The sequence below is a fragment of the Vibrio ishigakensis genome (assembly GCF_024347675.1).
GTDB lineage: Bacteria > Pseudomonadota > Gammaproteobacteria > Enterobacterales > Vibrionaceae > Vibrio > Vibrio ishigakensis.
Window position 1 is genome coordinate 1,596,264 of the sequence record NZ_AP024881.1, and the last position, 21,828, is coordinate 1,618,091.

A 21,828-nucleotide genomic window follows, 5' to 3' on the forward strand; every position below is an offset into this window, starting at 1 on the left:
GCGGGTTGGTGTAGCCCTTTACGGTAAAGGGCTAGGATTTAGTATTAAGCCTTAAATAATACTTATTGTTCGATGATCTGCATGAAGCCCCGAGCATTCTCACTGCCGGATGCGCGAACCGAACCTGACCATGATGGAATCGCAAGATCGACCCATTGCTCTCTTCTATGTGCATCAGATGTTAAAAAGATTTTAAACTTTGGCACATTCACCACCCACTGCAATTGAAGCAACTTACCGTTGCTCAATGTGCTGGTGCCGACAGGATACAGCTCAACATCCGATGTATTCAAAGTGTGAACTACGCCCGTTTTGCTCATTATCGCGCCATATACATGTGGTTGCCCACTCTCAAAATCCACACGCGTCAGATACATAACTCGGCCGTCATTAAAGCGGTACTGAAAACGGGTATAAACTTGCTTGTCTGACGGAGCAGCTTCACTACCCCACACCTGATTAAGCCACCCCATACCACTGAGCTTGACCGTCTTACCGTCGATCTCTACCGTGCCCTGAGTGCGAATATAAGGGGACTGATAGCCATAGATTGCTCTAGAAAGCAGCTGATTGGTAACCTGATAGCCATTGTCCCCCATAGGCACATAAGGGCCATCCTGACGAAGCTTGAGCTTTAGATTGAAGTCATCGGTAGACACAGAGAGCTGCCCCGGAGCTGGATAGCTACTGAATGAGCGCCACACCCAGTTATCGATAGAAAGCTGATATGGACGAGCTCGCATGCCTACAAGTCCTATACCTCCACGTGCAAAGCGTTGCTCAGAAAAGATCTGATCTGGCGTTGAGAGCACCACTTGTGAGGCGTAAATCTGTGGTGATTGCCAGCCGCTCTTATCGCTTTCAGAGGTTGCAGTGCGGTAAAGATACCACTGCGCCATATACTCATTGCCCTGCTCATCATTAAGCATGGCAACATAAGTCCAAACCTCATATCGAAACTTAGAATGGATTCGAAAGTCTTGAGGAAACTTTACCGCCACTCCCGGAAGAACAGGTTCAAACACCGCTTCATTGGTCGGCTCTAGGTTCTCTATAGTAAGATCGGCTGTGTTATCCGAATACCAGATCACGTAGATACCCGCGAGGATCAGTACCACTGATACCAGCAGGGTCAACAATACAGCTAGGGTTCGGTTAAACAGTTTCTTAAACATCTCTTCTTCTATTACAAAGCGTCACGCAGGGACTTCATTGGGGTACGTCTGATAACCTGAAGCACAGGAATAGCGCCGGCAACGATAAGCGAGCCTATAGTCCAAGCGAGTGTGCCCAGATAATCCCACGGCACAAGTTGCAGCTGCATACTCCAACCAAAGGACTTCTTAAGGATAAGCTCAACCACATTATTGGCCATCGCCATACCAAGCGGGATAGCCACGAGAGCAGCGACCAAGCCAAAGGCAAATAACTGAGCACCGCCCACTATTACTAACTCTTTTCCTGAAACCCCCAAACATCGCAATAGCGCGATATTACGAAGCCTCGTCGCTTCCCCTGCAAGAGTGGCAAAGAAAATACCAAATACAGCGACCATCAAGGTTAGGTTGCCTAGGGTATCCGTGATACCAAAGGTTCTATCAAATACCGTCATCGCCTGTTTATAGATACGACTGTTATTTACTACCCGCTCGGCAGGGGTGCGATAGATAGATACCATCCTATCTATGAGCTCTCTAGACGTAGACTTGTCATGCAGCAGCACACCAAGACCTATAGAGCCCTGTCCAGGTAACAGTAGATCCCAGTTTTTATCTGACAACAATACCTGATCATACGGGTTGCCATAGTCATAGTAGACACCCACCACTCGCCACTGCTGACCTAATGGTGCAGGCAAGGAGATATAATCCCCCACCCGTATACTTTGCCTAATAGACATGGACTCAGAAATCATCACACTGCGTGAATGATGCAGGTGGTACCAGTAATCGGGCACGGTTACCTTCTCAGCTAGCGAAGCTTTTTCACCATTACTCTCACCTGTGCTCACTAGGCTAATGTTGTTCTCCATGGCCACAAGCTCGGTCTCTTTACGAACCCAAACCTGATCAACCTCTGGCTGTTTCTCCAGCCAAGCACCCATACGAGGCGCAGCATTTACGGTTGGATAGATATAGACATCGGCCGCTAGACGCTGTGACAGCCACTGCTCAGTAGTGACACGGAAGCTGCCTACCATTGTTTCTACCGCTACGTTTGCGGTAATCGCCAGCATAAACGCCATCAGTGCCACGCCGCGATAGCTCATGGAAGCCGCCGCATCAGCGAAGAACCAGCGCGCTTTCACCCAGCGCAATCGATAAGAGAGATAGGTAAACAGCTCGAATACGATAAAAGGCACGACCAAAGCAACGCCTATCAGCATACAAGCGATGATCATAAAGCCTGCGTAGATACCGCTACCGAACTGCAATATAAACACGGCCGCAAATAGACAAAGAGCAGCCAAAATCGCCTGCCAGAAGAACTCTCGGCCAGCAAAGCGCACCAAGGAAAGACGTGCAGTAAGACGAATAGGTTGAGAGTGGATCAATCGAACCAGAGGCCAAGTACAGGACAGAGCCACACCTAACAGAGCCATCAGAAGGCTCTTGCCGCTCCATGACCAACTCCAATTCACCACCATATCAATTTGCACGTTATAGATGGCGCCAATACTCATGGAAACCGCAGGTACTAGCTTGTTGGCTAAGAAGAGTCCTAGCACATTCCCCGAAAGCCAACTAAACAATACCAATAGAACAAGCTCTACCGACAAAGCGCCGATAAGTTGCCTGCCCGAGACTCCCATCTGCCTTAGCACACCTACCACTGGCTGGCGCTGAATAAAGGAGAGGGACATGGCCTGATAGAAGATAAACAGGCCAATCAAAAACGACAGCATACCCAAAGCAGTTAGGTTTAGGTGGAAGGCCTTGGTGAGAGATACCAATTCTGCGCGTGAGTTCTTACGCAGGGTCATCCCTTCGGGAAGCATTTTCTTAATCGCTACCAGTTTTTCTTCTGGCATATCGGTACAACCAATAACCGAAAATCCGGTACCGCGTCGCAGCTTGCGACTGAGCGCCATATCCACAACAAGGTTAGAGCCATTAACCAAGCCCTGGCTATCCACAACCAGAGGCCCCAACTGTTCACCATCATATAAGGTGATCATCTGGCCCTCTTTCCAACCCATGAACTTCATAAACACTTGGTTTACTAACACAGGATAGGGCTCCTGCATCATCTTCAGCATCGGGTTATTAAGAACATTTCCTCCTAGGAAAATCTCGGCGGTCGCTAGGCTGTCCATACCCAAGATCTGCACATCGACATTGTTCTCGGTGCGCGCTCTATGGATATCAAACGGGATACATTGATTAAAGCCTGAACGGCGAAGCTGAATATAGAAGGCTTGAGGTATGGTGTTGGCGCTGTTCTTAGATTGAATACGGTAAGGCAGAGGGTTAGAAAAAAGACGCTCACCGCTAGTGTAAGAAAGCTTAGCGTGTTGGTTGATGGCTAGAACGCCAACAAGGACTGAGATGCCGAGCGAAAGGCCCAGCCAAACAAGAAAAATCTGTAGAGGATGCCGCTTATAATGGCCGAGTAGCGCTTTAGCTATTGGCCATAACATGCAGCTGTCCCCCTTGTAGGCGAACGGTCTTATCCATGTAGGCCGCCACCGTCTCACTGTGGGTCACCAGAAGCAAGGTGCAGTTAAACTCTTTTGTCAGCGACGCAAACAGGCGCATTACCGCTTTTGCATTCTTCTCATCCAAGCTGCCTGTGGGCTCATCCGCAAGCAAGATCTTTGGCTCCATATACAGAGCCCTTGCGATAGCAGCGCGTTGTTGCTGACCACCTGAGAGCTCTTCAGGATAGCGCCCGAGTAGAGGCATAAGGTCTAGTGCTGAGAGGATCTGACGCCAAAGCTGGGTATTTTCGGGAAGGCCCTTTAGCTGACGACAGAAGCGAATATTGTCAGCGACGTTAAGTGTGGTTAATAGGTTGTATTGCTGAAAAACGTGTCCAATGTGGTTTCTGCGATACTCTGTGCGGTTATTTTCTTTAAAATCATGCATGGCGTAATCGCCATACCAGATTTCACCCGAATCGAGCACATCCAGTCCGGCAATCAAATTAAGTAGGGTACTCTTCCCTGCCCCCGACTCTCCCATCAAAGCGATCTGCTCACCACTTTGAATCGTTAAATCAGCGCCTTGGAGAACTGGGTGGAACTCTCCGCCGTCAACATATCCTTTGCTAACACTGACCAGTTTTAACATGAAACTTTTTACCTATTGATACTTGCTGTCCCACCCGAAAATCATCAAAAAGAATGCAAAAAGTGACAATAACGATGAAATTATCAGCAAGATGCTGAAAAAGTGGGAGTTTTCTCGAAATAGTATACTCTTATCTTGAACATAGAACCAATAAGGAAATGTGATGTCGGGAAAAAAGGTCTTGGTACTTGGGGCTTCTGGTTACGTGGGCTCTCAACTTATCCCACTTTTATTAAAACAAGGTCACCAAGTCACCGCGACGGCTCGAAATCTTCCTCTACTCACATCACGAATCAGCAAAGCTGGTAACCTAGATTTCAAACAGCTCGACTTAGCCGACAAAGAAACCACCCTAGAGGTAGTCAGTGACTACGACGTGGTTTACTTCCTAGTACACGGAATGAACCACGGCCACGACTTTATCGATTACGAACTGAATCTGGCGCAAAACTTTGCCGAAGCGCTAAGCCAAAATAGCATAGGTCAAGTGATCTATCTTAGTTCTCTACAGCCGCAAACTGGCGACTCTGAACACCTTAAAGCGCGTCGTGAGACAGGCAATATACTGCGCTCTACCCCTACCCCAGTCGTTGAGCTAAGAGCGGGGGTGATCATTGGCCCTGGCTCAGCAGCCTTTGAGATCATGCGCGATTTTGTTTACAACCTGCCGATTCTAATTACGCCAAAATGGGTGGATTCAAAGGCCAACCCTATCGCCCTTGAGAACCTCAATCACTATCTGCTTTCGTTTGCCGACGAAGAGGTGACCGAGAGCGATTTCTTCGAGGTAGGTGGCCCTGATGTGCTTAGTTATCGAGAGCAGTTTAAAGTCGTCGCTAAGGCAACCAACAACCGCTATCGATTATTTTCAACCCGCTTACTTACCCCATCTATGGCCGCCGTTTGGCTTGGGATAGTGACTTCGGTGCCAAGTAATATAGGCCGTGCACTGTTAGCGGGGTTAAGTCATGACTTTGTGGCAGATTCCAACAAGATAAGACAAAAATACCCTCAATCCCTGATTGGCTATGACGATATGGTCGAAGACGCCATCAGCCATGAAGGCGACTTTGTACGCTCCAAGGTATGGGGGTTTGATCCCGGTGCACTAAAACGTTGGCAACCAGGGTTTGGTTATTACGCCAAAGATGCAGGTGCAAGCTTTAAGACGGAGAAAAGCGCGCAAGAGTTGTGGGATGTCGTGGTGAAATTAGGAAGCCCACAAGAAGGCTATTTCTTTGCCAATTTTCTATGGCGCACCCGCGAATGGCTTGATCTCTTCTTTGGCGGTGGCAGGCCCAAACGCCGCATTCCAGCCGGTCCAGTTTTAAAGCTTGGGGATCATATCGATTCGTGGAAGGTTATTCGAATAAAAGAGCGACAGTTTTTATCTCTGCTGTTTGGTATGAAGGGGCCAGGTCTCGGGCGATTAGAGTGCACCATAATCGACCATGGCGACCACAGAGAGCTAGATGTAAGAGCTTGGTGGCACCCAAAGGGCTTTCTAGGGCTGCTTTACTGGTGGGCTATGTTCCCCGCTCACCTATTTATCTTTAAAGGCATGGTGCGAGCCATCTGCAAAAAAGCCTAGATTTCTCTAGGCTTTTGCTCACTCTCTTATGGATACTCTTCGGTGTTAAATCCAATTGGGATCTCAGCAAGTTGACCACCAAGATTATTTGGATAAATCAGGTATTCACCGTGGTATTTTACCTTTGACTTGTAGTCGGTCTGCTTGTGCACCAGGAAGCCCGCCTTAGTGGCCTCTTTAATAAACTCAGCGTGATTACCACGCACATAAAAGCTCATCGGCTTCGTTAGGCTTTCAGTGCCGTCTTCGTTTTTACCATCGACAAAGCAGTCATCACATTGGTGCGCGCACAATACCAAAGAGCTGTCACCCTCGGTAAACAGCTGACCTTTTTCATCGCCGCTTAGGTCATACTCGGTACAAACACTCCAGCCAATAGATTCCATATGGTCGATAAATTGATTGATCTGCGAGTCTAAGATTGGCTTTGGCGCCTCAAAATCTGGGAAATAATGCTGATAGAAATCACGAATAGTACTGAAGCTTTGATACAGCGCCGTCTGAGTGCCCTTGCTTCTGCCCTGCTTTTGCCAAGTCGTTAGATCTTTCACCATCAACTTAGAGAAGCGTTGCTGTTTAAGGCTTTTGGTGACCCAACGTAGCAAAAAGTTGGTGTTACTCACTGGCGTGTTCGCAAGCCTGCCCTTTTTATGATCCGCTTCTAGCTCATCAATGGCCAAGGTTACAAGGTTTAATAGTTGCTGCGCGTAACTCTTCACTTCACATCTCCAAAAAGTTTAAACATCAAGAAGGCGGCAAACGAGCACACACCCATCATGGTCAGCATAGGCCAGCTTTGATCGCCCGGCATATGTGCGACCACAAAGCCCATTATCGAGCCCGAACCAAATCTTAGCGTGCCTGCAAGGGACGATGTCGTACCCGCCATATTTGGATACTTGGTCAAGAGTAGCGCCATAGAGTTAGAACCAACGGTTGAGATGGTTCCCACATACAGCATCACACAAGGCACTATCGCATAAAGGCCAAAGCCGCCCAACCAGCACACAATCAGGCCAATACCGGCTAAAAGCTGAATACTCAGACCAAACATCAGCATGTTTCGAGAACCAAACTTCTTCACTACTCGCCCGTTTAGGGTAGTAAAGAACACCATGGTTAGAATGTTCAGCGCGAATAGATAACCAAAGTTTTGTGGCGCTACGCCAAAGTAGTCGATATAAACAAACGAACCTGCGGTTAGAAACACAAACATGCCGGAAAACGAGAAAGCGCCGCACATGATAAGGCCAACCGCCTGCTTGTTAGATAGAAGCGAAGCAAAGTTTCTCAGGCTAGTACGCACATGAAACGGCTGCTTGTTCTCTTCCGCTAAGGTTTCAGGAATACGCACATAGATAGCAACCAGCATGATCGCAGCAAAGATAGCCAAGACAGCAAAGATTGCACGCCAGCCTGCAACCACAGAGATATGACCGCCTATCATAGGCGCAGCCAGCGGCGCCATAGTCATCACAAGGGTGATAAATGACATGGTGCGAGCAAAGTCTTCACTCTCGTAAAGGTCGCGCACTACCGCTTGGATAACTACCGCCGCGGCAGCACCTGCAAAACCTTGCGCGGCGCGAACCCAGATAAGGGTTTCGACGGTTTGCGCCATGGTGCAACCTATGGCACCAATAAAAAACAGTGCAACACCGCCCAGCAACACTGGACGACGACCAATAGAATCTGAGAGCGGCCCATAAAATAGCTGGCCAATGGCAAAGCCTAGGGTATAAATAGTTAGAGTAATCTGAACATCACCCGCTCCTACACCAAAATCTTCGGCAATCGCAGGCATGGCAGGCAAGTACATGTCGATAGCTAGCGGCGTCAGCGCACTGATCGCCCCCAGCAGAATAAACATCATTACACTCAGCTGGGTGGCTGAATTTTGATTCATGGATTAGATATCCTATTTAGAGAAAATGACTTGGATCTCTTCTTCAGAGAGGTCGCGATACTCGCCTGGCTCTAGGTCTTCATCTAGAGTGATTTGACCGATACGCTCTCGATGCAGCGCCTCTACTCGGTTACCAAGGGCGGCAAACATACGCTTAACCTGATGGTACTTACCCTCGTGAATGGTCAGCAGAACCTCTTTCTCATCAATGATTTCAAGGTCAGCTGGAAGGGTCGGCTCTTTCTCATTGCGCAGTAAGATGCCCTCTTGGAAGGCATCTGCATAATTGTCTTGCACTGGATCGGCTAACCAAACTCGATAGGTCTTATCACATTTGTGTTTTGGAGAAGTAATACGATGAGACCATTGACCATCATCGGTGATCAATAGCAGACCTGTGGTGTCTACATCCAAGCGGCCGGCAAAGTGAAGGTCCTCATAACGAACCTCGTCAAGAAGAACAAATACCGTGTGATTAAAGCCATCTTCGTGAGAACAAACAAAGCCTTCAGGCTTGTTCATCATCAGATAGCGCGGTCCTCTTAGCACCAGTGGCCTATCTTGCCACTCTACCTCAGCGCCATCTTTAACCTTAAAAGCGCCGCTTTTGATCATCTCGCCATCTACAGTAACTTCACCAGTTTTCAGTAACTTAGTTGCCTGTTTACGAGTGATGCCTAGGCCGTCACACAAATATTTATCAAGTCTCATTTTTACCCCTTCGAGTGGAAGTCGGGTAGTATATACCCATTAACGCCATGAATCAGAAAAATTCCTTTCCAAGATGTATCAACTGAGGCCATATCAATCGGATGCGGTAAAAGCCGTGGTCCACTACTTTCGTAAACACACCTCCCCTGCACTTATTGTGTTGCCTACCGGCGCAGGTAAAAGCTTGGTGATAGCGGAGCTCGCACGCCTTGCCAGGGGTAAGGTATTGGTGCTTGCCCATGTAAAAGAGTTAGTGGAGCAAAACCACGCAAAGTATGAAAGCTATGATCTTGAAGGCGCCATCTTTGCTGCTGGTCTTGGCCGAAAAGAGACTGAGCAGCAGGTGGTGTTTGCCTCGGTGCAGTCTGTCTCTCGCAACCTCGATGAATTCAATACGCCCTTTTCACTTGTGGTCATCGATGAGTGTCACCGCGTGCCTGAATCGCCAGACAGTAGCTATCAAAAGGTTATAAGCCACCTTCGTGACCTCAATCCTGATATGAAGATCCTTGGATTAACCGCTACACCCTATCGCCTTGGAATGGGCTGGCTGTATCAATACCATACCCGAGGTCAGGTGAGACACGACGAAAGCCGGTTCTTTCGAGATTGCGTGTTCGAGTTGCCCATACGCTATCTGCTAGATCATAATTTTTTGACCCCTGCCAAGATAATCGACGCTCCTCTGTTCAGCTATGACTTCTCACAGATAGCCCCTACCCATATGGGACGCTACCGTGAGTCGGACATGGACATGGTGATAGAACAATCCAAACGAGCCACTCCGCAGATCGTAAAGCAGATTGTTGAGGCGGCTAAACATCGCAAAGGGGTCATGGTGTTTGCAGCCACCGTCAAGCACGCCCAAGAAGTACTCTCACTCCTGCCAGAGGATGAGTCAGCCATCGTAATTGGTGATACGCACACCAAAGAGCGCGATCGCATTATCGAAGAGTTCAAGGCGCAAAAGATAAAGTATCTGGTTAACGTTTCGGTACTGACCACCGGCTTCGATGCGCCGCATGTGGATCTTATTGCGGTGTTAAGACCGACTGAGTCCATTAGCCTTTACCAGCAGATCGTAGGTCGAGGTCTTCGCCTCAGTGAAGGCAAGAAAGAGTGCTTAGTGCTCGAGTATGCCGGCAACTGTTATGACCTGTATCAACCAGAGGTAGGCTCTCCCAAACCAGATGGTGATAGTGAAATCGTTACCGTTCCCTGCCCTGCGTGCGGCTTTAACAATAACTTCTGGGGTAAGACCGCCGATAACGGCTTTGTGATAGAGCACTACGGACGTAAGTGTCAGGGCTACTTCGAGGAAGAAGACGGCACCCGCGAGCATTGTGACTATCGCTTTCGCGCCAAGTTCTGCCGCGAATGTGGCGCAGACAATGATATCGCTGCTCGAGTCTGCTGTGAGTGTGATGCGGTCTTGGTTGACCCTGATAAAAAGCTCAAAGAAGCGCTAAATCTAAAAGATGCCATGGTGTATGAATGCACGGATATGGAGCTCACCGCGCAAAAAGACAACAAAGGTAAGTCTTATCTAAGAGTCTCTTATGTTGGGGATAATGGACAAAAAGTCAGTCAGCAATTCTATTTGGGCACTCAAGCCCAAAAACGTCGATTCGATGCCAGCTTTGTGCGCTCTCATTTAGCCGACAAACACCAAGAGTTTGATGGCTACAGCCCAACCAAAGCGGTTCGTCAGCAACACAGGTTCAGGCTACCTAAGTTTGTGATTGCGCGTAAGCAAGGACGATTCTGGGCACTGCGTGATGTTATCTTCGAAAATGAGTTTTCTGTGACGCCAGATCTTCTCTAATTGATTGAAAACTGCGATAATTTGCCGCGCGCGGGTTACGGCTATTGCTCAAAACAATTTTCAGTGATAGTATCCGCGCTCACTTTACGGTTTCCACCTAAAGTGTTTAATCGCTCTGGCTAGGTCGCTACGCCACAGCGCTTTGTTTACATTACTAATTTGAGAGTAATTACTATGAAATTTGAAGCAGTAGTACGTACTGAACTAGGTAAGGGTGCGAGCCGCCGCCTACGTCACGCTGGCCAATTCCCAGCAATCGTTTACGGTGGTGAAGCAGCGCCAGTATCTATCGCGCTAAACCACGATGACGTGATCAACCAAATGGACAAGCCAGCATTCTACGAAGGCATCACTCTAGTGATCGACGGCGCAGAAGTTAAGGTTAAGCCACAAGACGTTCAACGTCACGCGTTCAAGCCAAAAGTTGAGCACATGGACTTCATCCGCATCTAATTCTCTACCAAAGAATTAAATCGGATTAAATCCAAACCTTTTGCATATATAAAGAACTCAGCCTTACCATCTGAAGTTTCTTAAAAATTAGAAAGCCCGATTGCTACCAACAATCGGGCTTTCACCTTTTTTGAATAAACTAAAACTCTAGCCTCATCGCCTGATGCGGTATTCCCACTTCCATATGCCCTTCACCATGGGTCTCAAAGCCAAGCTCTTTGTAAAAATCGATAGCATGTGCCTGAGAATTCAAATATACCCAGGACAGCTTCTGCTCTCTCGCACTCTCCACAAGCGCCTTGGTGATATCTCTTCCAAGCCCTAAACCGCGATGAGACTTCAATACGCATACTCTTCCAATATGACCATCCGATAAAACGCGCCCTGTTCCAACTGGCTTGCCTTCCGCAATCACTAGCGCATGCATCGCATCTTTATCTTGCCCATCAAAGTCTAGCGCTGAGTCTATGCCCTGCTCTTCACTGAACACTGCATTTCGTACAGACCTGATATCCGCCTCTCGCGACCAATCCACTACTTCTATTTGAATCTTCATAACGTCCCTTTTGGTTTTCTCCAACATACAAAAAAGCGCCCATCGCAACAAGATGCCATGGACGCATATCTTTATTTAGTTAGCAGCCTGATTATTCGAAGGTGCCTTTTACCACTGCCACGCCGTCAGCCACCATCACGCGGCCCTTAGCTAAGGTATGAGTGAGATCTAGGCTTTGTGAGTCAAGTAGCACCACATCCGCGTCAAAGCCCACCGCTAGCTGACCTTTGAATTTATCTAGACCGAGCTGCCTTGCTGCATTCTTGGTGATAGGGGTTAGGATATCGCTTAGACTAAGTTCAAAGCATTCCACGCCACGCTTCACCTCTTCTAATAGTGAGCTTGGCGTACCCACACCCATACCGACAATACGAGTGCGGTCTTCATTCCATTTTGGTAACGAACCACCCGCATCCGAGCTAAAGGTAAAGTTATCCTTAATACCAAGTTCTATAGAGCGCTTGGTTGCCTCGGCGCAAGAAAGCGCTTTACGGCCGGACTGCAATGAGTCTTCAGAAACCGCCGTACCGTCTATGATGGCGCCGCGCTTAGCAAGCTCCACCGCCTGCTCCCACACGTCCATTCGGTTGATATGGGTCGGTACAAAGCGCTCCGCTTGATAGTCACTCTCATCCAGAACTTCTAGGAGTTGAGACAGTCCCTTCTTACCCGCACCCGCGTGTACAGTAATAATGCCCGCTTTGCCTGATACCAAAGCGGAATTACGTACCTCAGCCACCAAGTGAGTCAGGTTTTCGTTGGTCACATACGGGCCGCGATGATCAGAGACTGCAAGCTTCACGCCAACCACAGGTTCGATAAAGGCGATGTCTTTCATCACCGAGCCAGTAATGGTTGGCGATGGCAAGAAATAAGAGCCTGTGATCATATAGGTGCTAATGCCCTCATCACGAAAGCCCATGGTCTTAGCCAGCAAACTCTCAACATGACGAGACAGATCGTCTGTACCCAAAAGACCAAGAGCAGTAGTGACACCATTTAGTGTCTGGTCGGTCAGCTTAAGCTCAGGGGTGCGGGTAGCAAAGCCACCTTCACCACCACCACCGATAAAGTGCTGATGGGTATCCACAAAGCCTGGAACCACATTCTTGCCCTTGGCATCGATGACCTCGACTTCACCCGCAAGGCCTGCTTCATCAATGTGCTCTTCAATGGCAACTAATTTGCCACCAGCACACAGAATATCCTTTTTGCCCACATAATCCGGTGCGTAAACCTCACCGTTTTTGATTAATACCTGCATAAAACGTCCTTAGTTTTTAGGGTCAAGTGCCGAGCGAATGCCATCACCTAGCACGTTACAAGACAGTACCGTTAGGAAGATGCAAAGGCCTGGGAATAGTGTCAGATACATATAGCCATCCACCGCCATAAAGTCGCGGCTCGATGCCAGCATAGCGCCCCACTCCGGCGACGGTGGCTGAGCACCAAGGCCAAGGAAGCTAAGGCTAGCAGCTGTCAGAACCGAGGTACCCACGCGCATGGTGAAGTACACCAATACGCTACTTACCGTAGATGGAATAATGTGTTTAAACATGATGCGTGCGCTGCTCGCACCCATGGTTTTAGCCGCACGCACATACTGAGAGTTCAAAACCGATAGCGTCTGAGAGCGCACGATGCGAGCAAACATTGGGGTACTGAAGATAGCGATGGCAATAATTACGTTCACAATACCGCCACCCAGAACCGCCACGATACCGATAGCCAGCAGGAAGCTTGGGAAGGCGAATAGTACATCTGCGACACGCATGATGATGGCATCTAGGATACCGCCATAATAACCCGCAACGACACCTAAGAAGGTCCCCGCAATCACACCTATGGTGACCGACAAGAAGCCTACCGATAGCGAGATACGTGCACCGTAAACCAAGCGAGCAAAGTTATCGCGACCATAGAGGTCGGTTCCCGCCCAGTGCTCCCATGAAGGAGTGGTAAGAATATTGTTGTAGTCCACATCCGTTGCTGTGTAGTGCAAGAACATGGGTGCACCGATAGCCATAACGACCATAACAAGCAGGATGCACAGCGCTACTATTGCGGTTTTCTCTCGTTTAAAGCGAATCAAAAACATCGCCATTGGAGATAGAGTTTTAGAGCTCATATGACCTACTTCATCTTAATTTGTGGGTTTACCACCGAGTACAGGATATCAACCACGAAGTTGATCAATACAAAGTGGAACGAATAGAGGATCAGCAGTGCCTGCACCACCGGATAGTCACGGGCATTTACGCTATCGATCAAAAACGAGCCGAGCGCTGGCAAGCCAAAGATGCTTTCCACCACGATAGAACCGCTAAGAACAAAGCCGATCTGTAGGCCAATAACCGTGATGATAGGCAGCATGGCATTACGAAATGCATGTTTGAACAGCACTCGTGTTTCCATCAAACCCTTAGCTCGTGCGGTCTGAATATAGTTTTCAGAAAGCACATCCAAAAACGCCGAGCGAGAGAAGCGTGCAATGATAGCCGTACCTACCGTACCTAGAGTCAATGACGGAAGAACCAAGTCTTTTAGACCCTCAAAACCGGTTGGGTTAAACCAGCCTAGTTTCACCGCAAAGATCTGGATCAGGATCAAACCAAACCAGAAGTCCGGTACTGAGATACCCGATACCGCAACCACCATACTCACGCGGTCAGGCAGTCTCGATTGATAAACTGCAGCGATAACGCCAAGGATGATGCCCACAGGGATAAACCATAGAGACACTAGTGCTAGAGTAGCGGTTACCTTGTAACGGGCTGCGATCAGTTGGAATACTGAATCGCCGTTTACCATGGACTTACCAAGGTCGAGATGAGCCAGATTGACCAAAAAGTGCTGGAACTGCACAAATAGTGGTAGATCAAGTCCTAACTCATGACGAACAGCTGCAATGTCTTGACTGCTGGCATCTAAGCCAGCAATCATTTTCGCAGGGTCGCCCGGTAACATGTGAACGAACAAGAATGCAATCACAGCGATCAGGAACATCACGCCGATCATGCCTAGTAGTCGTTTTACAATATACTGCGACATGCTTTATTACTCGTAGTGAACGTCAGTGATAGCTAGAGAACCGTCCGGTAGCATAGTGATGCCTTTCACCTTTTTAGACTTAGCCCAAAGCTGTGTATCAACTGTGGTCCATAGACCTGCAGCGTCATTCCAGATAGTCGACTGAACATTGTGGTAGATGTTTGCTTTCTCTACTGGGTCTAGCGTCTTCTGACCATCCACTAACCACTGATCCACTTTCGCATTCTGATAGTAGCTGTAGTTTGAAGTGCCGTCTTGCTTAGAGCTAAACAGTGGACGCGTAGCCCAGTCAACCGTACCTGATGAAGAAGACCAACCTGAATCAAACAGCACTGGTGGCGTACCATCATTGTTGATGCCATCACCTGCCGAGTAGTGGCTGGCTACGTCACGAGGAACGATAGTAGTCTTAACCTTGATAGCGGACAGTTGCTGCTGAATAAACTCAGCCGCACGCATGCTGGTCGTAGTGTTCTTAGCCCAGATCACCGCCTCAAAACCATCGGCATAACCCGCTTTCGCTAGAAGCTCTTTCGCCTTAGCTACGTCATAGCCGTAAGGGGTTTGCGCTTCGAAGGTCTCGATCTTGTTTGGAATAACCGATTCCATCAGATCCGCCTGACCGCTGAATACCACCTTCTTAAATGCGTTCTTGTTGATGGCATAGTTAAGGGCGCGACGCACATCAGCATTCGCTAGGATTGGGTTTTGAGTATTAATCGCATAGTAACGCGCAATGATTGAAGGCGATGCAATAGCATCTAGCTTCTTGTCACCTGAAACCGCTGGCTTCATGGTGGTTGGAAGCTGAAGCATTACCTGTGCTTGACCACTTTTCAGCATAGCTAGACGAGAGCCCGCCTCAGGTACAGCGCGGAATTCAAGGTGCTGAACCTTAACCGGTTCACCCCAATAGTTCGGATTCGCATCCATTACGATCTTAGAACCACGAATCCACTTGTTCAGTACAAAACGGCCTGTACCTACTGGGTGCGACTTAATATCTTCCCCGTATTTCTCGATAGCCGCTGGGCTGATTATGCCCTGGCTTGGGTGAGTGATGTTGTTGATAAAGGTGTTGGAAGGCGATTTAAGGTTAACTTGCAGTGAGTACTCAGACAGAACCTTGAAGCTTTCCACGTTGCTAAGAAGAGAGGCACGACGCTGCTTTTTATCGATCTCATCTTGGAAGTTAAACTTCACCGCTTCAGCATTAAACGCTGTGCCATCAGTAAACTTGATGCCTTCACGAAGGTTAATCACATAGGTTTTACCATTGTCTTTAACCTCATAGCCTGTGGCTAAGTTTGGCTGAACCTGCATGTTCTCGTCGAACTTGAATAGACCATCATAGATAGCATTGGCGATGCTCATATCCATTGTCACACCCGCGTTATGCGGGTTAAGCGTTTGAACGGTTGCGGTTGAAGCAACCACTACCTTGTCTTGAGCGGCAAACGCATTCGCGCTTAGACCGAGTGCCACGGCTAGCACTAGAGTTTTTTTAGTTGTGTTCATTTTGCATTCCTTTGTTATTCATTTGCTGAAAAATGAGTTGGAGAGTGTTCCACCAGCTGGACAGGCGTTGGGATCTGACCGACTGGGAAAATTGGATCTGGGATATCGTCAGTTAAGAGTTCGAATTGCTTCGGCGCTTCGCGCTCTGAGTCGATAGATGGGATGGCCGCTAACAGCTTTTGGGTATAGCTGTGCTGGGTATTTTCAAATACCTCTTGGCGGTGACCAATCTCAACAAGCTGACCTTTGGTCAATACAGCCACGCGATGACATACGCGCTCGATAACGGCCATATCGTGAGAGATAAAGATGAATGAGATGCCAAATTCGTTTTGCAACTCAAGCATTAGGTTAAGCACGGTCGCCTGCACCGATACATCTAGCGCCGATACGGACTCGTCGGCAACAATGATCTTTGGTTGTGTCGTTAGGGCGCGAGCGATGTTTACACGCTGCAACATACCGCCGGAAAATTCGTGCGGATAATGGCGGTAAAGTTCTGGTTTGATGCCTACCTTTTGCAGTAGCTCTTTGGCCTTTTGCTCACGTTCGTGCTTGCTCATCTGTGGCTCGTGGATGATAAACGGCTCTTCCACGCACTCACCTATGGTCATCTGCGGGTTTAGGGACGCAAGTGGGTCTTGGAAGATAAAGGAAACGTCTTTCTTCACCAGTTTGCGCTCGGCTGAGGTTGGATTTAAAAGGTCGATATCCTTGTAACGAATATCGCCAGTCGCTTCTTCAAGAAGACCGAGAATCGCGTTACCGATTGTTGATTTACCTGAGCCAGACTCACCTACTACGCCAAGGGTTTCACCCTTCCACAGCTTAAAGCTCACATCATTAACGGCGTGAACCTGATGGGTCACCTTGCCAAAGAAGTTATGCTTGCGAGGAAAAACAACGTGCAAACGGTCGACAGTCAGCAGCGGTGCTTCTGAGTAATCTACTGGCTTACCAGGGATCTCAACAGAGGTGGTATTGCCCTTGAGCTCCTCTTCCATAGAAAGAACAGGAAAGCTATGCGGTACGGCTTTACCACGCATAGAGCCAAGCTTAGGCGCCGCCTTTAAAAGCGCCTTGGTGTAGGCATGCTTTGGTTCAAGGAATACCTGATTTAGAGTACCAGTCTCAACGATATCACCGTGATACATCACAGCTACTCGGTCTGCCACCTCATGCACCACGCCCATGTCATGGGTAATAAAGATAACACCCATACCAAGCTCAGTCTGAAGCTCACGAATCAGACCCAAGATCTGCGCCTGAATGGTTACATCCAACGCTGTGGTCGGCTCATCGGCAATCAGAAGCTTTGGCTTACAAGCCAGTGCCATTGCAATCATTACACGTTGACGCATACCACCAGAGAGTTGGTGTGGATATACGTTAAGAACCTGACGGCCTGATGGCACACGAACCAGATCTAGCATACGACCCGCTTCTTCGATGGCTTCGGCTTTGGATTTTTTCTGGTGGATCTGCACCGCTTCTGCGATCTGCATTCCCACTGTCATTAGCGGGTTAAGAGAGGTCATTGGATCCTGAAATATCATGGATATCTCATCACCGCGGATTTGCTGAGCCTGCTTACGACACATAGAAACCATTTCCAAAGGTTTGTCGCTAAGCTTGCTGTCGTGAAGGAAGATCTGTCCTTGTTTTGAAGCCTTGCTGCCAAGTAATCCCATGATGGCTTTACTCATCACCGACTTACCTGAGCCAGACTCCCCTACTACAGCCAGTATTTCGTTTTTACTCACATCAATACTGACATCGTGAAGCACTTTCTTTTGACCCTGCATGGTCTTAAAAGCGACATTGAGATCGTTTATTTGCAGTAGTTGGCTCATTAATTCCTTGCCCAGTTATCTTCAAATTTCTTTCAAAATAATGAAAACCAGAGCAAGGTTTAATATGGAAATATGGAAACTATATTTTCAAAGCACGTAACCCACTGTTTTAGTTGCGATCTACGCATAAGGAGGAAGTTTTATTAAATAATACAATTGCAAATCAGATAAATGCATTTTTACAGTGAAGCGGAATATAAAGCTATTGCATATCCAGCGTATTTTTGTTGGCTTTTATATACGTAACTAGAATAGGGAATCTTGAGGGTTATTTTCTACCTCTTCTATCTCGGCGGGTTTGTTATTTTTCTTCGCTATCTTACGTCTGTATCTTTGGCGACAGAGTTTGATCACATGCTGTTTTTGAACAGGAGTTAGGGTCTGCCAAGCAAAGCGCTCTTCTCTTTTTCGCATGCACCCTTTGCAGTAGCCGCGATCATCGACACTGCACACGCCTATGCAAGGGCTCGGTACATCAAAAAAATCTAACTGCTCCACTCAATACATCCTATCAATTACTTTCACTTAAGATTAATGCAGGCCAGTTATATACGCCAATATCTAACCTATTTCGAATCAGAAAAATGCGTTGTCTTCCATGTATTTAACCCATTTTTGACACACTATCCGGTTAATGTCTTAGACTTATTTCACATCAACAAAATGCATGTTTACCCAAAGTAATAGGAGTTGCAGGTAGGCGGCAAGCGAGCGAAGCCCCTGAGCATAGATACACTATGTGATGGGGAGAGCGAGTGCTAGCCAACACCCCTGCAACTTCTAGTAAGAAGGGTAAATGACTCAATTGGAGTATAACTATGTATAAAACGCTAACCGCTGTTTCTGTCGCTATGCTGCTATCAGCTTGCTCAACTATGGGTAAATCGGAAGAGGCTAACATGGCAAAAGATGGAAAAATGGAAGACTCGATGGAAATGATGCAAGTGAGCGAAGCTAGCCTGCAACACCATCACTGGGAACTGACAGCGATTGACGGTCAGCCACTAGAGGTAATGGAGAACTTCAAAGCTCCTACCCTAGAAGTCGGTGAGAAAATGTCGGCGAACGGCCACGCGGGTTGTAACAACTTCTTCGGTCAGGCTGAATTAAAAGACGGCAAGTTCCGCATCGAGCAGATGGGTATGACCATGAAAATGTGCCCTGAAGGTGTAATGGATACTGAGATGGCTTTCTCTAAAGCCCTAGGTGAGTGGAGCGAAGTGAAACTAACTAAAGAGACGCTTGAACTGCACAACTCTCAGCATAACCTAACCTTCACTTTGAAAGATTGGAAAAACTAATTCCAAACTTGTGATATACCCAAAGTAATTGGAGATGCTGGTAGGCGGCTAACGAGGCAAGCGCCTGAGCATAGATAAACTATGTGATGGTGCGGGGCTGGCCTTCCAGTGGCGAGGCCAGCCAACACCCCTGGGAGGCCAGCCCCAGCATCTTCAAGTAAGAAGGGGATATAAAAAAGCTGCGCTAATGCGCAGCTTTTATTTTAACCTTCCAATGCTCTTCATCGAGCACCTTTATCTCCACCCGACCTTTCACCTCAATATCTTCAATCTGAGACGGCTCAAACGAATACGGTAGTGACAGCATTAGACACTCAATGCCTTGTGAACGTGCCAGTTTCATCAACCTCGACAGATTGCTCTCATCTCCATTGGTAGAAGAAAGATGCACTAGGGCACTCTCCCACAATAACTGCTCTTTATCCTGCTTGCTCTCAGAGGCGAGTTGATGACGCCATGTGGTAGAAAAAATCGGAGCAATAGACTGCAGGGCATCAATAAATCGCCACCTTGGACTTGCGCTGGAGTGCGCTAAGAAATCTGTATAGTCAAAACTTGCGGTAATGCGCTGTGACTTTTCCATGAATAACACTCTGGTATCTATCGCTTGTTATCTACTATTAACTGTAGGCGTATTGATAACAAGAGCGTATAAATTATCGTTCCAATATATCCTTTACTCATACCTCAAAGTTCTATATGCAACAGCTTGTTAACTAAATTACAAGTTAAACCTTCTTTTGTGTAACAAAGATTTAGAATTCTGTTGCGCTCGAATCCAGTTTTTCTTAAAGACTGTTGAGGTTAGATTCATAAATTCTGGCAATGGATTATCGAAGCAACCATCCAGGGCTTTTCTATACTTTCTATATCATAGCTCTAGAATCTACCCATAAAGTACTAGCCGAGGCTAGGCAACTTGGGGCATGCAACAAGATTGCAACCAAAAGCACGACTCGAACACGGTTTTGCATAACAATTGACAAAAATTTAGTCCCTTGCCAATTCAATTTGAGAAATGGATCTCGTACAATGCACAGCAAATTTAACGCCTAATCCACCCACACGCGAATCTCCATGAAAAACGACAAACGTCCTTTGTATATTCCTCACGCAGGCCCTGCGCTCCTTAGTACTCCTCTTCTTAATAAAGGCAGTGCTTTTACCGCTTCAGAGCGTGCGAGTTTCAACCTTGAAGGCCTATTGCCTGAGGCAACTGAAACCATCGCTGAGCAGGTTGAACGTGCCTATCAGCAGTATCAACAGTTCGACAATGACATGGATCGTCATATTTATCTGCGAAACATTCAAGACACGAATGAGACCCTATTCTATCGCTTGATACAAAATCACATCACGGAGATGATGCCAATTATTTATACCCCGACTGTAGGCGCAGCATGTGAGAAGTTCTCGAACATCTATCGCCGTGGCCGTGGCCTATTTATCTCTTACCAAAACCGCGATCGCATCGATGATCTACTGAACAACGCCTCGACTCATAACGTTAAGGTAATCGTAGTGACCGATGGCGAGCGTATTCTTGGTCTAGGCGACCAAGGTATTGGTGGTATGGGTATTCCAATCGGTAAGCTATCGCTATACACCGCGTGTGGTGGTATCAGCCCAGCTTACACCCTACCTATCGTTCTAGATGTGGGTACCAACAACCCGCAGCGCCTGGCAGACCCTATGTATATGGGTTGGCGTCATCCGCGTATCACGGGTGCCGAGTACGATGAGTTTGTAGAAGAGTTCATTCAAGCGGTTCAGCGCCGCTGGCCTGACGCGCTTGTGCAGTTCGAAGACTTCGCGCAGAAGAACGCTATGCCTCTTCTAAACCGCTACAAAGACCGTATCTGCTGCTTCAATGATGATATCCAAGGTACAGCTGCGGTAACCGTTGGCTCACTGATGGCGGCTTGTCATGCGGCAAACAGCAAGCTGTCTGATCAGCGTGTGACCTTTGTAGGTGCAGGTTCAGCAGGTTGTGGTATCGCAGAAGCTATCGTTGCTCAGATGCAGGCAGAAGGCTTAAGCGAAGAGCAAGCACGCTCACAGGTTTACATGGTAGACCGTTGGGGCCTACTGCAAGAGGGTATGTCTAACCTTCTTGATTTCCAAAAACCTCTGGCTCAGAAGCCTGAGAACCTGCAAGATTGGCAAGCAGAAGGTGCTGACTACTCTCTATTGGACGTAGTAGAAAACGCAAAACCTACCGTGCTTATCGGTGTATCGGGTGCACCTGGTATCTTTAGTCAGCAAATTATTGAAACCATGCACAAGCACTGCGAGCGCCCTATCGTGTTCCCACTGTCAAACCCGACTAGCCGAGTTGAAGCTGTGCCTAAAGACATCATCGAGTGGACTAATGGCGCTGCACTTGTAGCAACCGGTAGCCCATTTGAGCCTGTGCTTCATCAAGGCAAGCGCATCGAGATTGCTCAGTGTAATAACAGCTACATCTTCCCTGGTATCGGTCTAGGTGTATTGGCGGTTTCTGCTTCTCGCATCACTGATGAGATGCTGATGGAGTCGAGCCGTGCACTGGCAGAGTGTTCTCCGCTGGCGCAACAAGGTCGTGGTGCATTGCTACCGCCTCTAGAAGAGATCCACGGCGTGTCTAAGAAGATCGCATTTGCGGTAGCGAAACAAGCTATCAAGCAAGGCGTGGCGCTTGAGATCACTGACCAAGCAATCGAACAGGCTATCGATAACCACTTCTGGCAACCTGTTTACCGTCGCTACAAACGTACCTCGTTCTAAGCGAT

19 protein-coding genes are annotated in these 21,828 nt (G+C 47.9%); 5 read left to right on the forward strand and 14 right to left on the reverse strand.

Annotated features, from left to right (window positions below; translation table 11 throughout):
* Window positions 1–62: 62 nt before the first annotated feature.
* Genes Pcarn_RS07230 through Pcarn_RS07240 form a run of 3 tightly spaced genes read right to left on the reverse strand, consistent with a single transcriptional unit; the run spans window position 63 to window position 4,292 of the window.
* Window positions 63–1,175, reverse strand: coding sequence for a lipocalin-like domain-containing protein (locus Pcarn_RS07230; RefSeq protein ID WP_261833196.1), 1,113 nt, complete (start codon window positions 1,173–1,175; stop codon window positions 63–65).
* Between the two features lie 11 nt (window positions 1,176–1,186).
* Window positions 1,187–3,640, reverse strand: coding sequence for an ABC transporter permease (locus Pcarn_RS07235; RefSeq protein ID WP_261833197.1), 2,454 nt, complete (start codon window positions 3,638–3,640; stop codon window positions 1,187–1,189).
* Window positions 3,621–4,292, reverse strand: a complete 672-nt coding sequence (locus Pcarn_RS07240; RefSeq protein WP_261833198.1) for an ABC transporter ATP-binding protein — start codon at window positions 4,290–4,292, stop codon at window positions 3,621–3,623. The genes Pcarn_RS07235 and Pcarn_RS07240 overlap by 20 nt, the downstream gene beginning before the upstream one ends.
* 163 nt (window positions 4,293–4,455) lie before the next feature.
* Here Pcarn_RS07240 and Pcarn_RS07245 point away from each other — a divergent pair, with 163 nt between their 5' ends.
* Window positions 4,456–5,883, forward strand: a complete 1,428-nt coding sequence (locus Pcarn_RS07245) for an SDR family oxidoreductase (protein WP_261833199.1) — start codon at window positions 4,456–4,458, stop codon at window positions 5,881–5,883.
* A gap of 26 nt (window positions 5,884–5,909) precedes the next feature.
* Here the strand turns inward: Pcarn_RS07245 and Pcarn_RS07250 are convergent, their stop codons facing one another.
* Genes Pcarn_RS07250 through rsuA form a run of 3 tightly spaced genes read right to left on the reverse strand, consistent with a single transcriptional unit; the run spans window position 5,910 to window position 8,500 of the window.
* The gene (locus tag Pcarn_RS07250; protein ID WP_261833200.1) at window positions 5,910–6,602 is read right to left on the reverse strand and encodes a DUF2913 family protein; all 693 of its coding nucleotides are present in this window, start codon (window positions 6,600–6,602) and stop codon (window positions 5,910–5,912) included.
* Entirely contained in the window at window positions 6,599–7,789 is a 1,191-nt protein-coding gene (locus Pcarn_RS07255) for a Bcr/CflA family multidrug efflux MFS transporter (protein ID WP_261833201.1), read from the reverse strand. Before Pcarn_RS07255 ends, Pcarn_RS07250 begins: the two co-directional genes overlap by 4 nt.
* 12 nt (window positions 7,790–7,801) lie before the next feature.
* Window positions 7,802–8,500 carry a 16S rRNA pseudouridine(516) synthase RsuA gene (gene rsuA / locus Pcarn_RS07260; RefSeq protein ID WP_261833202.1) on the reverse strand — a complete coding sequence of 233 codons (699 nt, stop codon included), beginning with the start codon at window positions 8,498–8,500 and terminating at the stop codon, window positions 7,802–7,804.
* A gap of 73 nt (window positions 8,501–8,573) precedes the next feature.
* On the opposite strand from rsuA, the gene Pcarn_RS07265 reads away from it, so the two are divergent.
* On the forward strand, window positions 8,574–10,325 hold the full coding sequence (locus Pcarn_RS07265) for a DEAD/DEAH box helicase (RefSeq protein ID WP_261833203.1): 1,752 nt from the start codon (window positions 8,574–8,576) through the stop codon (window positions 10,323–10,325).
* 174 nt (window positions 10,326–10,499) lie between these two features.
* On the forward strand, window positions 10,500–10,778 hold the full coding sequence (rplY, locus tag Pcarn_RS07270; protein ID WP_006071740.1) for a 50S ribosomal protein L25: 279 nt from the start codon (window positions 10,500–10,502) through the stop codon (window positions 10,776–10,778).
* A gap of 139 nt (window positions 10,779–10,917) precedes the next feature.
* Here the strand turns inward: rplY and Pcarn_RS07275 are convergent, their stop codons facing one another.
* From Pcarn_RS07275 to Pcarn_RS07305, 7 genes are all read right to left on the reverse strand, one after another.
* The gene (locus tag Pcarn_RS07275; protein ID WP_261833204.1) at window positions 10,918–11,334 is read right to left on the reverse strand and encodes a GNAT family N-acetyltransferase; all 417 of its coding nucleotides are present in this window, start codon (window positions 11,332–11,334) and stop codon (window positions 10,918–10,920) included.
* 91 nt (window positions 11,335–11,425) lie between these two features.
* On the reverse strand, window positions 11,426–12,598 hold the full coding sequence (iadA, locus tag Pcarn_RS07280) for a beta-aspartyl-peptidase (RefSeq protein WP_261833205.1): 1,173 nt from the start codon (window positions 12,596–12,598) through the stop codon (window positions 11,426–11,428).
* A 9-nt stretch (window positions 12,599–12,607) separates the two neighbouring features.
* Window positions 12,608–13,462 carry an ABC transporter permease gene (locus Pcarn_RS07285; protein ID WP_261833206.1) on the reverse strand — a complete coding sequence of 285 codons (855 nt, stop codon included), beginning with the start codon at window positions 13,460–13,462 and terminating at the stop codon, window positions 12,608–12,610.
* Window positions 13,463–13,467: 5 nt separating this feature from the next.
* The gene (locus tag Pcarn_RS07290) at window positions 13,468–14,385 is read right to left on the reverse strand and encodes an ABC transporter permease (protein ID WP_261833207.1); all 918 of its coding nucleotides are present in this window, start codon (window positions 14,383–14,385) and stop codon (window positions 13,468–13,470) included.
* 6 nt (window positions 14,386–14,391) lie between these two features.
* Window positions 14,392–15,903 carry an ABC transporter substrate-binding protein gene (locus tag Pcarn_RS07295; protein ID WP_261833208.1) on the reverse strand — a complete coding sequence of 504 codons (1,512 nt, stop codon included), beginning with the start codon at window positions 15,901–15,903 and terminating at the stop codon, window positions 14,392–14,394.
* Window positions 15,904–15,917: 14 nt separating this feature from the next.
* Window positions 15,918–17,756, reverse strand: coding sequence for an ABC transporter ATP-binding protein (locus Pcarn_RS07300; RefSeq protein WP_261833209.1), 1,839 nt, complete (start codon window positions 17,754–17,756; stop codon window positions 15,918–15,920).
* A gap of 246 nt (window positions 17,757–18,002) precedes the next feature.
* Entirely contained in the window at window positions 18,003–18,254 is a 252-nt protein-coding gene (locus tag Pcarn_RS07305; protein ID WP_261833210.1) for a DUF1289 domain-containing protein, read from the reverse strand.
* A 320-nt stretch (window positions 18,255–18,574) separates the two neighbouring features.
* Here Pcarn_RS07305 and Pcarn_RS07310 point away from each other — a divergent pair, with 320 nt between their 5' ends.
* Window positions 18,575–19,057, forward strand: coding sequence for an META domain-containing protein (locus tag Pcarn_RS07310; protein ID WP_261833211.1), 483 nt, complete (start codon window positions 18,575–18,577; stop codon window positions 19,055–19,057).
* A 184-nt stretch (window positions 19,058–19,241) separates the two neighbouring features.
* Here Pcarn_RS07310 and Pcarn_RS07315 read toward each other — a convergent pair whose 3' ends face one another.
* Complete coding sequence (locus Pcarn_RS07315) at window positions 19,242–19,640, reverse strand: hypothetical protein (protein WP_261833212.1); 399 nt, start codon at window positions 19,638–19,640, stop codon at window positions 19,242–19,244.
* Between the two features lie 494 nt (window positions 19,641–20,134).
* On the opposite strand from Pcarn_RS07315, the gene Pcarn_RS07320 reads away from it, so the two are divergent.
* A complete protein-coding gene (locus Pcarn_RS07320; RefSeq protein ID WP_261833213.1) occupies window positions 20,135–21,823 on the forward strand; it encodes an NAD-dependent malic enzyme in 1,689 nt (562 codons plus the stop codon).
* Window positions 21,824–21,828 lie beyond the last annotated feature (5 nt).